Source organism: Pseudoduganella sp. S-14, assembly GCF_049913285.1.
In the GTDB taxonomy this organism is placed as follows: Bacteria; Pseudomonadota; Gammaproteobacteria; order Burkholderiales; family Burkholderiaceae_D; genus Rugamonas.
On sequence record NZ_CP183991.1, the window covers coordinates 2,280,001 to 2,295,510 of the forward strand.

A 15,510-nucleotide genomic window follows, 5' to 3' on the forward strand; every position below is an offset into this window, starting at 1 on the left:
TTCAGGCTCCGGCGGCAGGCGTTGGACGTGCGTGGCGCCGGAACAGCGGCACGCGCTGGTCGACCGATGCCTGGTAAGTCTCGCTGAATACGGTCAGGCCTTTCAGCGCGTCTTCGATGCTGCGGTCCGGACGGGTGTCGTAGGCGTCGAAGCCCACGCGCTGCATCGAGAACAGCTGGTCGCGCAGCACGTCGCCGATGGCGCGCAGTTCGCCGGTCCAGCCCAGGCGGGAACGCAGGTTCCAGGCGTGGGAATAGCCGCGGCCATCCGTGAATTTCGGGAAGTCGACTGCCACCAGGGCCAGGCGCGGCAGGTCTTCGCGCAGGGCGACCGGATCTTCGTCGGGCGCCAGCCACACGGCGATCTCGCCGGCGGCGGCGCGGGCGGACAGCGCATCGCGCTGCGCCAGCCAGGTTGCCAGCGGCAGGATCACGCGGCCTGCCGGCACAGCCAGCGCAGCCACGGTGGCGGCTTCGGCGCCTTCCTCGGCGCGCAGCAGGTTCCAGTCGTCGGCCACGATTGCGCGGCCCTTGATGATTTGCTTAGGCATATTCGTCTTCTCCTACCAGGCGGCCATGCGTTTCAATCGGCGTGGCGTATACATATTCCTTGAATGGGGCGATGCCCAGGCGCTGCGCGGTGTCCACGAAGCGCTCTTCCGGGGTACGCTCGCGTACATACACTTGCAGCAGGCGGTCGATCACCTCCGGCATCTGCTGCGCGGAGAACGACGGGCCAATGATCTTGCCGATGGCGGAGTTGTTGCCTTGCGCGCCGCCGATCGACACTTGATACCATTCGCTGCCGTCCTTGTCGACGCCCAGCACGCCAATATTGCCGACGTGGTGGTGGCCGCAGGCGTTGATGCAGCCAGAGATGTTCAGCTCGAAGTCGCCGATATCGTGCAGGAAGTCGATGCGGTCGAAGCGTTCGGCAATCGCCTGCGCAATCGGGATCGACTTGGCGTTCGCCAGCGAACAGAAATCGCCGCCTGGGCAGCAGATAATGTCGGTCAGCAGGCCGATATTCGGCGTTGCCAGGCCGTGCGTCTTAATTTCCTGCCACAGGTCGAACAACTGGGATTGTTCGACGTCGGCCAGGACGATGTTTTGCTCGTGGGTCACGCGCAGCTCACCGAAGCTGTAGCGGTCGGCCAGGTCAGCCATGTAATCCATCTGTTCCGCGGTCGCATCACCCGGCGGCACCCCGGTCTTCTTCAGCGACAGCACCACGGCGGCGTAGCCCGGCACCTTGTGCGCTTTCACATTGCGCTTCAGCCAGTTGCCGAAGGCTTTGTTGTCGGCGTGGGATGCAGCCGGGTCGATGGCTGGCAGCGACTTGTAGGCATGCGGCTGGAAGTAGGCGATGATGCGCTCCATTTCTTCCAGCGTCAGGGTCTGCTCGGTGCCTTTCAGGTCTTCCCACTCGACTTCCACCTGGCGGGTGAATTCTTCCACGCCCAGGGCTTTCAGCAGGATCTTGATGCGGGCCTTGTACTTGTTGTCGCGGCGGCCGTGCAGGTTATACACGCGCATGATCGCTTCGATATAGGTCAGGAGGTGCTCGCGCGGCAGGAACTCGCGGATCACGCTGCCCAGGATCGGGGTACGGCCCATGCCGCCGCCGACCATCACCTTGAAGCCGATCTCACCGGCTTCGTTATGCACCACGGTCAGGCCGATATCGTGCACGGCGATGGCGGCACGGTCTTCCACGGCGCCATTGATCGCCACCTTGAACTTGCGGGGCAGGGCGATGAATTCCGGGTGGAAGGTGGACCATTGGCGCAGTACTTCGGCGTATGGACGCGGGTCGATGATCTCGTCGGCTGCTACGCCGGCGAATTCGTCCGAAGTCACGTTGCGGATGCAGTTGCCCGAAGTCTGGATGGCGTGCATCTCCACCGAAGCCAGGTCGCTCAGGATTTCCGGCGTTTCTTCCAGCTTGATCCAGTTGAACTGGATGTTCTGGCGGGTGGTGAAGTGGCCGTAGCCACGGTCATATTTGCGGGCGATGTGCGCGAACATGCGCATCTGCTTGGACGACAGCAGGCCGTAAGGGACGGCGATACGCAGCATATAAGCATGGCGCTGCATGTACAGGCCGTTCTGCAAGCGAAGCGGCAGGAATTCGGCCTCGGTCAACTCATCGTTCAGGCGTCGTTGCACCTGATCGCGATACTGCTCGATGCGTTCGCGGATGATGAGGTGGTCGTATTGATCGTATTGATACATAGCTTTCCCAGTAAGGCATGCCCAAAGTGGAATCAATGGTAATAAACTGGGGGCTTATTCCAAACAACATAGTCTTTATTTGCTTATATGCTGTTTAGGCATAAGCATCAGCGTAAAATATGCGCTGGGGAGTCCAACGAGAGCGAGAATGAACCTTCACCAACTGCGATTCGTGCGGGAAGCCGTGCGCCAGAACTACAACCTGACCGACGCCGCCAAGGCCTTGTTTACCTCCCAGCCGGGCGTTTCCAAGGCGATCATCGAGCTGGAAGAGGAGTTGGGTGTTGATATTTTCACAAGGCATGGCAAACGCATCCGCGGCCTGACCGAGCCTGGGCGCCTGGTCCTGTCGTCGGTCGAACTGATCATGCAGGAGATCGACAGCCTGAAACGGATCGGCAAGGAGTATGCAGCCCAGGACTCGGGCAGCTTCACCATCGCCACCACGCACACCCAGGCCCGTTACACCCTGCCCAAGGTAGTGCAGGCCTTCATGCAGAAGTACCCCAAGGTGCGCTTGTCTTTATTGCAAGGAAATCCGAAGCAGATCGCGGAGATGGTGCAGCGCGACCAGGCCGACCTGGCCATCGCCACCGAATCCATTGCCGCTGTCGACGGCCTGATTACGCTGCCTTGCTACCAGTGGGAGCATGTGGTGGTGGTGCCGCCGGATCATCCGCTATTAAGGATCAAGTCCGTGACGCTGGAAGAGGTGGCCGAGCATCACATCATCACGTATGATGCCGCCTTTGCCGGCCGGTCGCGCATCGACCAGGCGTTCGAAAAGCGCGGCCTGAAGCCGGACGTGCTGCTGGAGGCGATCGATGCGGACGTGATCAAGACCTATGTGGAACTGGGCATGGGGGTCGGGATCATCGCCGGCATGGCCTTCGACCCTGAGCGCGACCGCAATCTGCGGGCCATTCCCGCCGGCCACCTGTTCGGCATGAATGTGTCGCGCGTGGCTGTCAAGCAGGGCGCCTACCTGCGATCCTATATATATACCTTCATCGAGCTGCTGGCGCCGACGTTGAACCGCAAGCTGATCGAACAGGCGATGAAGGGCGAACATGAGAACTACGAACTGTGATTAACGAAGAAGAATTGTACGAAGTGCGCGAGCACATCGAAGAACTGCTGGATGGCCACGAGGTCCTGCAGCTGGAAAGCGCCGACCTGTCCATGCTGGACGTTCAGCCGGGCCAGTACACGGCTGTCTACGCCGAATTCCTGTGGGCCCAGGTGCCGCGCGAGAACCAGGACAAATTCCTGAAACAATTGCGCGAGAAGGTCGGCAAGGATGTCTTGCTTGTTTTGATGGGTGAAGACTATGTCGACGGCGAGAGCTTCCCGGTTGCGCGCACCGACCAGCACGGAAATACCTACGAGTTCCAGAAAGATGACGACGGAAATCGCGTCGAAGTGATGAAGAACTACCCGTCCGACAGCTGGCTGCGCAAGCGTTTGGGCATCGCTGCGCGTGAAATCAAAGTGTTGCGGTCTGAATATTACTGGGTTGTTACATCACGCCTGAAGTAATTTTTTCCTGTCACATTGTTGAAGTAATTGAGGGGCAATATAGCTGCGTTTGAAACATTTCCCTCAACTTCAACAACGTAGGACAACAAGTGAAAAAACTTACTCTGGCAGCACTGATCATCAGCGGTTTCGCAGCACAAGCTCAAGCCCAGTCCAATGTGACCATCTACGGTATCGCTGACGCAGGCTTCGTCGCAGAGCGTGGCGGCGTAAACGGCAGCGTCAACAAGGTGACCAGTGGTGTGGGTTCGGCTTCCCGCCTGGGCTTCAAAGGTGTTGAGGACCTGGGTGGCGGCACTTCCGCTATCTTCACGATTGAATCCGGCGTCAAGATCGACACCGGCGACCAGGACACCGCAGGCGTGTTCGCACAGCGCCAGGCCTTCGTTGGCCTGAAGAGCGCTGAAGCTGGCCAGATCACCCTGGGCCGCCAGTACACCATGCTGTACAACGCCCTGTCGCAAGTTGCCGACCCATTCGGCGCCGGCTACGCTGGCAGCGCCAAGAACCTGTTCCCTACCGGCGGCGTCAATACCCGCCTGTCGAACGCCATCGTCTATAACTCCCCAATGTTCTCCGGCTTCAGCGTTGATGCCTTGTACGGCATGGGCGAGCAAGCTGGCGACAATACCGCCGGCCGCCAGTTCGGCTTCGGCGTGAACTACACCAGCAAGGAACTGAATGTTCGCCTGGTGCACAACAACAAGAACAACGACACCGCTGCAGTGGGCGCCACTCCAGCCGTGCGTAAAGACAAAGCCAAGAACACGCTGCTGGCAGCCAACTACGACTTCGGCGTTGCCAAGGTCTACTTCGGCTACGAAAAGGACAAAGGCGCCGGCTCGGCACCACTGCCAGTGGCTAACGCCTACGGCCTGAAAGTTGCACCTAAGTCCTCCGCGGACAGCGCTGAATGGCTGCTGGGCGTAGGCGTGCCAATGGGCGGCGGCACCCTGGTTGCTTCTTACATCCACAAAGACGACAAGCAAAACAACCAGGACGCCAACCAGTTTGGCATCGGCTACCTGTACGCCCTGTCCAAGCGCACCACTGCCTACACCGCGATCGCCAAGATCAAGAACAAGAACGGCGCCGGCTACACCGTTGGCAACAACACCGAAGCCGGCACTGGCGACAAGGCATTCAACCTGGGCCTGCGTCACGCCTTCTAAGCAGTTTTTGTAGCAAGCAGTACCTCTCTCTCTCGAGGTGATTCATGATCTTTGGCGGGTCTTCGGACCCGCCCTTTTTTTACGCGCCTGCGGGGAGGGGAATGCGGATCGCGATGCGCGTACCGCTGCCGCCGTCGACGTTCATGGTGCCGCGCAGTGCGGCGACACGTTCGCGCATGCCAAGCAGGCCAAGCGCGTCTGCCTTGGCCATGTCGCCGACAGCAATGCCGCGCCCATCATCCGAAATATCGATGAGCAGTTCCCGGCTGTCGCGCCGGACGCGCACTTCTGCCGTGGCGGCTTCCGCATGGCGGGCGATATTGGTTAAAGACTCCTGCACCAGCCGATAGATGGCGGTGCTATAGCGCTCGTCAAGCACCAGGGTCTCTGGCCGCGCATCGAGCAGGCAGCTAATGCCGTGACGTTTTTCGAACTCGCGCCGCAGCGATTCCAGTGCAAAGTACAAACCGCCTTCATCTAGCGCGCGGGGGCGCAAGTTGCCTGCAATGCGGCGCAGCGAGCCAATGGCCGTCACGAGCAGGTTGTCCATGCTGGCCAGGCGCGCCTCGGCATCGGGGGAGCCCTGAGGCTGCTGCTTCAGGAGCGTGAGTTCGACGCGCAGGGTTGCCAGCAATTGCCCCAGGTCGTCGTGTAGTTCGCGCGAAATGTGGACGCGTTCATCCTCCCGGATTTCCGCCAGCGCGGAATCGGTGGAGCGACGTCCCTGGACGCGGGTGCGGGGATTCTTCAAAGTTGGCCTCCTGGTGGCTGCAACCACCAGGACACCGTATTACAGCAAGCGGCTGGACGGCTTGATCTGGATCACATCTGCTTGAACAGATGGAGGAAGGAGCGGCTGACTTCGAGTTTGTCGGGGCGGCCTTTGATCATAACCAGGTGGCGGCCGCGAATGTCGCGCGTTACGCCTTCGATCGCGTTCACATTGACCAGGGTTGCGCGGTGGATTTGCCAGAACAGGGAAGGGTCCAGCTCTTCGGCCAGGTCGCGCACCGGCTTGCGGATCAGTGCCTCGAATTTATCGGTCTGCACGCAGGTGTATTTTTCGTCCGAACGGAAGAACAGGATTTCCTCGACCGGGATCATGCGCAGGTCGGAACCGATGCTGGCCTGGATCCATTGCAGGTACTTCGGCTTTGGCGCCGCGATTTTCTCGGCAAGCTGGTTCAGGATCGCAGCCATGTCGGCGCCTTGAGCGGCGCTGGCTGCTGGCGAAGAGAGGCGACCTTTCAGGCGCTCGACCGTGATCTTCAGCCGCTCCGGCTCAGGTGGTTTCAAAACGTAGTCGACTGCGCCGCGCTCGAAGGCTTCCACGGCGTAGGCATCATAGGCAGTGACGAAAACCACGTTGCTCTTGTTGCCGATTTCGGCGGCTGCTTCCATGCCGCTCTTGCCCGGCATGCGGATATCGAGGAAGGTGAAATCAGGTTTCAGTTCGTCGACCAGTTCAACTGCTTCGTCGCCGTTCTTGGCTTCGCCGAGGATCTCCAGTTCCGGCCAGACTTGTTCCAGCCGCATGCGCAGTTGGTCGCGCATCAATCGCTCATCGTCGGCAATAATTGCTGTGGGCATAGTGCTCAATATGTGGAAATAAGAAGTATCAATTATTCAACGGATCGCAGCGTAAGGCAATCGCTTATTCCGAACGCGCCAACTGGTATGGCACCTCGATAATTGCGATTACGCCGCTCGGCTGGTTGGGCTCGATTTTCAGCGAAGCCTGGTCGCCGTGCAGCAGCTTAAGGCGTTCGCGGATATTGGTCAGGCCCAGGCCGGTGCCGGTGCTTGGCTTGGCGCCAAAGCCCAGGCCATCGTCGCTCACCGTCACGCGCAGTTTGCTGTGCGCCACTTCGGCGCGGACTCTCAGGTAGCCGCCCTCCGGCTTGCCTTCCAGTCCGTGCTTGATCGCGTTTTCGACCATCGACTGCAGCATCATTGGCGGGAAGGCGGCGGTGCGCAGTCCTTCGGGCACATCGAAGTCGATGGTGAGGCGCTCTTCCATGCGCATCTTCAGCAGGGCCAGGTAGGCCGCCACCATATCGGACTCGCTGCCGAGCGTGCTGGTCAGCTTGTTTTCACGCATTTGCGGCAGTACCGCGCGCAGGTATTTGATCAGGCTGCGCTGCATGGCTGAGGCGCGCGGCGGGTCGGTTTCGATCAGATGCTCCACCGAAGCCAGGGTATTGAACAGGAAATGCGGTTCGACCTGGGCCTGCATCATTTGCATTTTGGCTTCGCTCAGTTGGCGTTGCATGGATTCGCGCTCGGCCGCGGCGTTTGCTACTTGCGCCTCGGCTTCTGCTTTCTTCTTGCCGCCAACCAGCGCTTTCATCGCAAAAAGTGCTAGCAACAGCAGGGTGATGAAGCTGGTGAACCAGGTCGATGCCTGCTTGTGGTAGCGCGAGACTTTTTCTTCGGCCGCGCTATCGACAGCCTGCTCCAGTGCGTTTGACAGTTCTTCGCCGATCTGCGGCGGCAGTTCGATATGCACTTCTTCGCCAGGCATTGGCGCCACCGGCGCCGCCGGCGCCGCAGGAGGCTTTGCCCGGTCGGCCTTCGGCGCTGGCGGGGCAGGGGGCACTGGGATTGCGGCATCTGCCGGCTCGGCCGGCATCGCCGGTGCAGCTGCTTCGGCAGCGGCCGCTTCCGCCGCATCCGCCGATTCGTGCTCATTGGCCGCATCATCGCTGCTGGCTTCAGTGCTGGCTGGCTTCTTGATCTTCCCTGCGCGCGGATTGAAGTGGATGCCACTGTCGTCAATCGTGATGTTTGGGTCCGCGTTGCCTGATTTTGTGCGCTTATGGGAGCGAATCACCATCTCTTCGTCGCGGGAAGGCGAGAACAGCTCATCCTGCAAGATCGATGCTGCGATCATCGACAGCGCCGCAAACAGGAAGAACTTCCACCAAGACAAGTGCGTAACCCAGCCGGTCGTCGCATCAAAGCCGCGGTGGAGCCAGGCCAGGATGGTTTTTGCTGTGTCTTGGGCTTTTGGAGTTGGAAACATGCGCGACTTTCTATTGAATATGGGGCAAGTGTAGATAAGCTTGCGCAAAGCCGCTACCGATGTGCGACAGAATGCAGAAATACGGGAATAGAAGAAGGCCCTTGCGGACAGCCGGATCGTTTGCTATAGTTCTGTCCCTCGCAACGCAGCGCTGACAACTCAGCGAAGCGAAACGAGAAAAAGATGGGGTTGACGAGTTATACGAAACATTGCATAATCTCGCTTCTCTGCTGCAACGAACACAACGCTTCGTTAAATAAAAGCAGCGATCTTTAAAAATCAACAGTCGATAAGTGTGGGCGTTTGACGATATGCCCAGGCCTTCGGGCCTGATGCTCAAAATATACGTTATAACGCTCGCACAAAATTAAACGTAAATCTCTTAATGAGATTTCGTCAGTATTTTGAGTGAGTGACCTCGGTAGCAATACCGAAAAACAGAGATTGAACTGAAGAGTTTGATCCTGGCTCAGATTGAACGCTGGCGGCATGCTTTACACATGCAAGTCGAACGGCAGCGCGGGCTTCGGCCTGGCGGCGAGTGGCGAACGGGTGAGTAATATATCGGAACGTACCCAAGAGTGGGGGATAACGTAGCGAAAGTTACGCTAATACCGCATACGATCTAAGGATGAAAGCAGGGGATCGCAAGACCTTGTGCTCCTGGAGCGGCCGATATCTGATTAGCTAGTTGGTGAGGTAAAGGCTCACCAAGGCAACGATCAGTAGCTGGTCTGAGAGGACGACCAGCCACACTGGAACTGAGACACGGTCCAGACTCCTACGGGAGGCAGCAGTGGGGAATTTTGGACAATGGGGGCAACCCTGATCCAGCAATGCCGCGTGAGTGAAGAAGGCCTTCGGGTTGTAAAGCTCTTTTGTCAGGGAAGAAAAGGGTCTGGCTAATATCCAGATCTGCTGACGGTACCTGAAGAATAAGCACCGGCTAACTACGTGCCAGCAGCCGCGGTAATACGTAGGGTGCAAGCGTTAATCGGAATTACTGGGCGTAAAGCGTGCGCAGGCGGTTTCGTAAGTCTGTCGTGAAATCCCCGGGCTTAACCTGGGAATGGCGATGGAGACTGCGAGGCTAGAGTTTGGCAGAGGGGGGTAGAATTCCACGTGTAGCAGTGAAATGCGTAGAGATGTGGAGGAACACCGATGGCGAAGGCAGCCCCCTGGGTCAAAACTGACGCTCATGCACGAAAGCGTGGGGAGCAAACAGGATTAGATACCCTGGTAGTCCACGCCCTAAACGATGTCTACTAGTTGTTGGGTCTTAATTGACTTAGTAACGCAGCTAACGCGTGAAGTAGACCGCCTGGGGAGTACGGTCGCAAGATTAAAACTCAAAGGAATTGACGGGGACCCGCACAAGCGGTGGATGATGTGGATTAATTCGATGCAACGCGAAAAACCTTACCTACCCTTGACATGGCAGGAATCCTGGAGAGATCCGGGAGTGCTCGAAAGAGAACCTGCACACAGGTGCTGCATGGCTGTCGTCAGCTCGTGTCGTGAGATGTTGGGTTAAGTCCCGCAACGAGCGCAACCCTTGTCATTAGTTGCTACGCAAGAGCACTCTAATGAGACTGCCGGTGACAAACCGGAGGAAGGTGGGGATGACGTCAAGTCCTCATGGCCCTTATGGGTAGGGCTTCACACGTCATACAATGGTACATACAGAGGGCCGCCAACCCGCGAGGGGGAGCTAATCCCAGAAAGTGTATCGTAGTCCGGATTGTAGTCTGCAACTCGACTACATGAAGTTGGAATCGCTAGTAATCGCGGATCAGCATGTCGCGGTGAATACGTTCCCGGGTCTTGTACACACCGCCCGTCACACCATGGGAGCGGGTTTCACCAGAAGTGGGTAGCTTAACCGCAAGGAGGGCGCCTACCACGGTGGGATTCGTGACTGGGGTGAAGTCGTAACAAGGTAGCCGTATCGGAAGGTGCGGCTGGATCACCTCCTTTCTAGAGTCGGCATCAGACTCAAACGTCCACACTTATCGGCTGTTGTAATACGAAGAACAAATGGGGCTGTAGCTCAGCTGGTTAGAGCACCGTGTTGATAACGCGGGGGTCGTTGGTTCGAGCCCAACCAGCCCTACCAGTACCACCCAGGGGGATTAGCTCAGCTGGGAGAGCACCTGCTTTGCAAGCAGGGGGTCGTCGGTTCGATCCCGTCATCCTCCACCAAATGCTTTTATGTGTGCGCAGACGCAGACATAAAAGTAGTACCGTTCTTTAACAATCTGGAAGAAGTAAAAGTTTTATTAAGCGATATCGAAAGATATCACTTAGGGTAGTAGTAAAACTCATCAAACACAGTAGTAAGTGCTTGAACTTATAGCCGTCAAGGTTATAGGGACAAGTGAATAAGTGCACATGGTGGATGCCTTGGCGATTACAGGCGATGAAGGACGTAGAAGTCTGCGATAAGCTTCGGGGAGCTGACAAACAAGCATTGATCCGAAGATTTCCGAATGGGGAAACCCGGCCTTATAGGTCATCACTCACTGAATACATAGGTGTGTGAAGCGAACGCGGCGAACTGAAACATCTAAGTAGCTGCAGGAAAAGAAATCAACCGAGATTCCCAAAGTAGTGGCGAGCGAAATGGGAAGAGCCTGTATGTGATAGTCGTTCTGATAGTGGAATCCTTTGGAAACAGGAGCCATAGCGGGTGATAGCCCCGTACGCGAAATCAGAGCGGTGGTACTAAGCATACGACAAGTAGGGCGGGACACGAGAAATCCTGTCTGAACATGGGGGGACCATCCTCCAAGGCTAAATACTCGTAATCGACCGATAGTGAACCAGTACCGTGAGGGAAAGGCGAAAAGAACCCCGGGAGGGGAGTGAAATAGATCCTGAAACCGTGTGCATACAAACAGTCGGAGCCTCGTAAGGGGTGACGGCGTACCTTTTGTATAATGGGTCAGCGACTTACATTCAGTGGCGAGGTTAACCGAATAGGGGAGCCGTAGAGAAATCGAGTCCGAACAGGGCGCCAGTCGCTGGGTGTAGACCCGAAACCAAGTGATCTATCCATGGCCAGGTTGAAGGTGCGGTAACACGCACTGGAGGACCGAACCCACTAATGTTGAAAAATTAGGGGATGAGCTGTGGATAGGGGTGAAAGGCTAAACAAACTTGGAAATAGCTGGTTCTCTCCGAAAACTATTTAGGTAGTGCCTCAAGTATCACCGACGGGGGTAGAGCACTGTTATGGCTAGGGGGTCATCGCGACTTACCAAACCATTGCAAACTCCGAATACCGTTGAGTGCGAGCTTGGGAGACAGACATCGGGTGCTAACGTCCGGTGTCAAGAGGGAAACAACCCAGACCGCCAGCTAAGGTCCCAAAGATTGGCTAAGTGGAAAACGAAGTGGGAAGGCTAAAACAGTCAGGATGTTGGCTTAGAAGCAGCCATCATTTAAAGAAAGCGTAATAGCTCACTGATCGAGTCGTCCTGCGCGGAAGATGTAACGGGGCTAAGCCAGTCACCGAAGCTGCGGATATCCGCAAGGATATGGTAGGAGAGCGTTCTGTAAGCCTGCGAAGGTGTCTTGTGAAGGATGCTGGAGGTATCAGAAGTGCGAATGCTGACATGAGTAGCGATAATGCGGGTGAAAAGCCCGCACGCCGTAAGCCCAAGGTTTCCTGTTCAACGTTCATCGGAGCAGGGTGAGTCGGCCCCTAAGGCGAGGCAGAGATGCGTAGCTGATGGGAAGCAGGTTAATATTCCTGCACCGTCGTATGATGCGATGGGGGGACGGATCGCGGAAGGTTGTCTGCCTGTTGGAATAGGCAGTTGCTGGTTCATAGAAGGCGCTTAGGCAAATCCGGGCGCGTAATTCAAGGGACTGGGACGAGCGGGTTTATCTCGCGAAGCAATCGGAAGTGGTTCCAAGAAAAGCCTCTAAGCTTCAGTCATACGAGACCGTACCGCAAACCGACACAGGTGGGCGAGATGAGTATTCTAAGGCGCTTGAGAGAACTCGGGAGAAGGAACTCGGCAAATTGGTACCGTAACTTCGGGATAAGGTACGCCTCGGTAGCTTGACCACTTTACTGTGGAAGGGCGAAAAGGTTGCAATAAACTGGTGGCTGCGACTGTTTAATAAAAACACAGCACTCTGCAAACACGAAAGTGGACGTATAGGGTGTGACGCCTGCCCGGTGCTGGAAGATTAAATGATGGGGTGCAAGCTCTTGATTGAAGTCCCAGTAAACGGCGGCCGTAACTATAACGGTCCTAAGGTAGCGAAATTCCTTGTCGGGTAAGTTCCGACCTGCACGAATGGCGTAACGATGGCCACACTGTCTCCTCCCGAGACTCAGCGAAGTTGAAGTGTTTGTGATGATGCAATCTACCCGCGGCTAGACGGAAAGACCCCATGAACCTTTACTGTAGCTTTGCATTGGACTTTGAACCAATCTGTGTAGGATAGGTGGGAGGCTTTGAAGTAGGGACGCCAGTTCCTATGGAGCCATCCTTGAAATACCACCCTGGTTTGTTTGAGGTTCTAACCTTGGTCCGTAATCCGGATCGGGGACAGTGCATGGTAGGCAGTTTGACTGGGGCGGTCTCCTCCCAAACGGTAACGGAGGAGTTCGAAGGTACGCTAGGTACGGTCGGACATCGTGCTAATAGTGCAATGGCATAAGCGTGCTTAACTGCGAGACCGACAAGTCGAGCAGGTACGAAAGTAGGACATAGTGATCCGGTGGTTCTGTATGGAAGGGCCATCGCTCAACGGATAAAAGGTACTCTGGGGATAACAGGCTGATTCCTCCCAAGAGTTCATATCGACGGGGGAGTTTGGCACCTCGATGTCGGCTCATCACATCCTGGGGCTGTAGCCGGTCCCAAGGGTATGGCTGTTCGCCATTTAAAGTGGTACGTGAGCTGGGTTTAAAACGTCGTGAGACAGTTTGGTCCCTATCTGCCGTGGGCGTTGGAAATTTGAAGGGGGCTGCTCCTAGTACGAGAGGACCGGAGTGGACGAACCTCTGGTGTACCGGTTGTCACGCCAGTGGCATTGCCGGGTAGCTAAGTTCGGAAGAGATAACCGCTGAAAGCATCTAAGCGGGAAACTTGCCTTAAGATGAGATTTCCCGGAGCCTTGAGCTCCTTGAAGGGTCGTTCGAGACCAGGACGTTGATAGGTCAGGTGTGGAAGTGCAGTAATGCATTAAGCTAACTGATACTAATTGCCCGTACGGCTTGTCCCTATAACCTTGACGGTTATGTAGCACTTACCCGTGTTTGAGAACACTACCCCACTTTTACTTCTTCCCAGATTGTTGACAAGTCATGCCTGATGACCATAGCAAGTCGGTCCCACCCCTTCCCATCCCGAACAGGACCGTGAAACGACTTTGCGCCGATGATAGTGCTGCAACCAGTGTGAAAGTAGGTTATCGTCAGGCTCTTATTAGAAAAGCCCGCTAGGCATGTGCCAGCGGGCTTTTTGCTTTTCCGAGCAGGAAAACCAGCTACATCGCCTTGAACAAGTGTACGAACGCACGGCTGACCGGCAGTTCCTTCGCTTGCCCTTTCATGCGTACGAACAGGCGGCTGGCCTCGTCGCGCCGGGTGCCTTCCACGAAAGCCAGGTTAATCAGGGTGGAGCGGTGGACCTGCCAGAACTGGTCCGGATCGAGCTGTGATGCAAGGTCGGTGATGGTGGTGCGGATCAGGTGCTCGCCGGCGGCGGTGGTAATCACCGTGTACTTGTCGTCGGCATGGAAGAAAATGATGTCCTCGACCGCCACCTGCGATGTCAGGTCGCCGCGCGCCGCGCGGATGTAGCGCAGGCGCGGTTGCTGGGGCGGCGCCATCAGGCGTGCCAGTGCGTCGGCCAGGCGCGCGTAGGATTGCACCGGGGCGCAAGCCGTCTTGATCCGTTCCAGCGTACGTGCCAGCCTTTCGTTCTTGACCGGCTTGAGCACATAGTCCAGTGCCGCTTGATCAAACGCCTCGACCGCGTATTCATCATAAGCGGTCACGAACACCACGCGCGTTGCTCCTTCGATTCCCTGAGCCACCTCGAGCCCATTCAAGCCCGGCATCTGTATATCCAGGAATGCCAGGTCGGGCGCGAGCGCAGCTATGCGGTCGGCGGCTTCAACGCCATTGCGCGCGATATGCACGATCTCGAGCTCGGGCCATAACAATGCCAACTGGCTGCGCAAGTACTGCGCCAGGTGCGGCTCGTCGTCGGCGATCAAGGCGCGCCATGGCGATTGCGTAGCTAGTTTAGATGTCATGGCGGCATTGTAGCCATTCGTCGGCTCGATTGTCGATTCGTCGCATGGCGCGTGGCGTCGCGTGCGGGTTCTGGAATCCTTCTTTCATCTCAACCAACGAAGAAGGAATGCAATGCCAAAAAATATCGTCCTGATGTCCGCCTTGCTTACGCTAGTGCCCGCTTTCGCAACCGACAAGGTCATGCCGATCGAACCGCCGATGGTCACCATCAAGGCCGGCGAGTTCATGATGGGAAGCGATCGCAAGTCCAACTCGCAGCCGGTGCATGCGGTGGCCATCAAGTCGTTCAGGTTGGGGAAGTATGAAGTCACTGCCGCTGAATTCCAGCGTTTTGTCGAAGCCACCGACTACCGCACGCCGCGCATGTGCACAGAAATGGCGTCGAAGAACTGGTTTCTCAGCATTCCGGGAGAATACCCTGTGGCCACCACGCTGCAGTCGATGAGCAAGTTCGAACCGGCCACCTGCATCGGCTGGAATGGCGCCGACGCCTATGTCAAATGGCTGGCAAAGGAAACCGGCAAGAAATATCGCTTGCCGACCGAGGCTGAATGGGAATACGCGCATCGCGCCGGTAGCACCCAGCGCTACTTCTTCGGCAACGACGAAGCCCAGGCTTGCCGCTATGGAAACCTAGGCGACCGCTCCGCCGAGGCGGCGATCCGGCGCGACTTCGGGCTGGAGTCGATGAACCACGTCGGCGTCATGCCGTGCGAGGACAAAGCCGAGTACGCCAGTATTGTCGGCATGTACGAACCGAATGCCTTCGGGCTGTACGATACTCTTGGAAATGTCGCCGAATTTCTGCAAGATTGTGAACACGATGACTATAACGGTGCGCCGAAGGATGGCAGCGCCTGGATAAGCGGCGACTGCAAGGCGCGCGGACTGCGCGGCGGCACCTGGCACTGGCGCGGTTTCCACGCCTCGATGCGCGGTTTCACTACGCCTGACTTCATCGGTGGCCTGGAAGGCTTCCGCATTGCCGAAGATATGGGGGCGATACAGGCTTCCAGCGATAAGCCGAGCGCCTTTGAAGTGGAGCTGGCGCAGGCACAGCGCATCGAGCGCGAACGGCGCAGTGCCCTGGCGGGAATCAAGCCGTCTGGAGACTGAGCCGTTACACTGTCGCCCATGACGATCATACAAACGCTGAAATATTCGCTGCGCACCTTCCTGGTCCTGAAGAAGGAGCGCAGCGATCCGTGGTGGGCGCGATTGTTGGCGGGGAGCGTATTGGCGCTCGGCGTTGCAATG

Annotated in this window: 10 protein-coding genes, 2 tRNA genes and 3 rRNA genes; 9 read left to right on the top strand and 6 right to left on the bottom strand. The window is 57.1% G+C overall.

All coding sequences use genetic code 11. The features are described from left to right. Nucleotide 1: 1 nt before the first annotated feature. Entirely contained in the window at nucleotides 2-550 is a 549-nt protein-coding gene (locus ACN9MZ_RS10435; RefSeq protein WP_426342075.1) for a DUF934 domain-containing protein, read from the bottom strand. Next, entirely contained in the window at nucleotides 543-2,234 is a 1,692-nt protein-coding gene (locus ACN9MZ_RS10440) for a nitrite/sulfite reductase (RefSeq protein ID WP_426342076.1), read from the bottom strand. The genes ACN9MZ_RS10435 and ACN9MZ_RS10440 overlap by 8 nt, the downstream gene beginning before the upstream one ends. A 148-nt stretch (nucleotides 2,235-2,382) precedes the next feature. On the opposite strand from ACN9MZ_RS10440, the gene ACN9MZ_RS10445 reads away from it, so the two are divergent. From ACN9MZ_RS10445 to ACN9MZ_RS10455, 3 genes are all read left to right on the top strand, one after another. Next, nucleotides 2,383-3,324, top strand: a complete 942-nt coding sequence (locus ACN9MZ_RS10445) for a CysB family HTH-type transcriptional regulator (protein WP_426342077.1) — start codon at nucleotides 2,383-2,385, stop codon at nucleotides 3,322-3,324. Beyond that, on the top strand, nucleotides 3,321-3,773 hold the full coding sequence (locus ACN9MZ_RS10450) for a hypothetical protein (protein ID WP_426342078.1): 453 nt from the start codon (nucleotides 3,321-3,323) through the stop codon (nucleotides 3,771-3,773). Before ACN9MZ_RS10445 ends, ACN9MZ_RS10450 begins: the two co-directional genes overlap by 4 nt. A gap of 89 nt (nucleotides 3,774-3,862) precedes the next feature. Further along, on the top strand, nucleotides 3,863-4,945 hold the full coding sequence (locus tag ACN9MZ_RS10455; protein WP_426342079.1) for a porin: 1,083 nt from the start codon (nucleotides 3,863-3,865) through the stop codon (nucleotides 4,943-4,945). Between the two features lie 79 nt (nucleotides 4,946-5,024). On the opposite strand, the gene ACN9MZ_RS10460 is transcribed toward ACN9MZ_RS10455, so the two are convergent. The 3 genes from ACN9MZ_RS10460 to ACN9MZ_RS10470 all read right to left on the bottom strand — a co-directional run bounded on the left by ACN9MZ_RS10460 (nucleotide 5,025) and on the right by ACN9MZ_RS10470 (nucleotide 7,970). Further along, nucleotides 5,025-5,696 carry a sensor histidine kinase gene (locus ACN9MZ_RS10460; protein WP_426342080.1) on the bottom strand — a complete coding sequence of 224 codons (672 nt, stop codon included), beginning with the start codon at nucleotides 5,694-5,696 and terminating at the stop codon, nucleotides 5,025-5,027. A 71-nt stretch (nucleotides 5,697-5,767) separates the two neighbouring features. Continuing rightward, nucleotides 5,768-6,535 (bottom strand): LytR/AlgR family response regulator transcription factor, encoded by a 768-nt coding sequence (locus tag ACN9MZ_RS10465; protein ID WP_426342081.1) that lies wholly within the window; start codon nucleotides 6,533-6,535, stop codon nucleotides 5,768-5,770. Between the two features lie 64 nt (nucleotides 6,536-6,599). After that, the gene (locus ACN9MZ_RS10470; RefSeq protein WP_426342082.1) at nucleotides 6,600-7,970 is read right to left on the bottom strand and encodes a sensor histidine kinase; all 1,371 of its coding nucleotides are present in this window, start codon (nucleotides 7,968-7,970) and stop codon (nucleotides 6,600-6,602) included. A gap of 446 nt (nucleotides 7,971-8,416) precedes the next feature. On the opposite strand from ACN9MZ_RS10470, the gene ACN9MZ_RS10475 reads away from it, so the two are divergent. The 5 genes from ACN9MZ_RS10475 to rrf all read left to right on the top strand — a co-directional run bounded on the left by ACN9MZ_RS10475 (nucleotide 8,417) and on the right by rrf (nucleotide 13,412). Further along, nucleotides 8,417-9,947 (top strand): 16S ribosomal RNA (locus ACN9MZ_RS10475). 62 nt (nucleotides 9,948-10,009) lie between these two features. Continuing rightward, nucleotides 10,010-10,086, top strand: a tRNA-Ile gene (locus tag ACN9MZ_RS10480). A gap of 10 nt (nucleotides 10,087-10,096) precedes the next feature. Continuing rightward, nucleotides 10,097-10,172 (top strand) — tRNA-Ala (locus ACN9MZ_RS10485). Nucleotides 10,173-10,341: 169 nt separating this feature from the next. Then, nucleotides 10,342-13,214 (top strand): 23S ribosomal RNA (locus ACN9MZ_RS10490). An 85-nt stretch (nucleotides 13,215-13,299) separates the two neighbouring features. Then, nucleotides 13,300-13,412: ribosomal RNA gene (gene rrf / locus ACN9MZ_RS10495) — 5S ribosomal RNA — on the top strand. The 16S, 23S and 5S rRNA genes sit together here with 2 tRNA genes alongside, the layout of an rRNA operon. A gap of 66 nt (nucleotides 13,413-13,478) precedes the next feature. Here rrf and ACN9MZ_RS10500 read toward each other — a convergent pair. Beyond that, entirely contained in the window at nucleotides 13,479-14,252 is a 774-nt protein-coding gene (locus ACN9MZ_RS10500; protein ID WP_426342083.1) for a LytR/AlgR family response regulator transcription factor, read from the bottom strand. A gap of 112 nt (nucleotides 14,253-14,364) precedes the next feature. On the opposite strand from ACN9MZ_RS10500, the gene ACN9MZ_RS10505 reads away from it, so the two are divergent. Then, complete coding sequence (locus ACN9MZ_RS10505; protein WP_426342084.1) at nucleotides 14,365-15,369, top strand: formylglycine-generating enzyme family protein; 1,005 nt, start codon at nucleotides 14,365-14,367, stop codon at nucleotides 15,367-15,369. Nucleotides 15,370-15,510 lie beyond the last annotated feature (141 nt).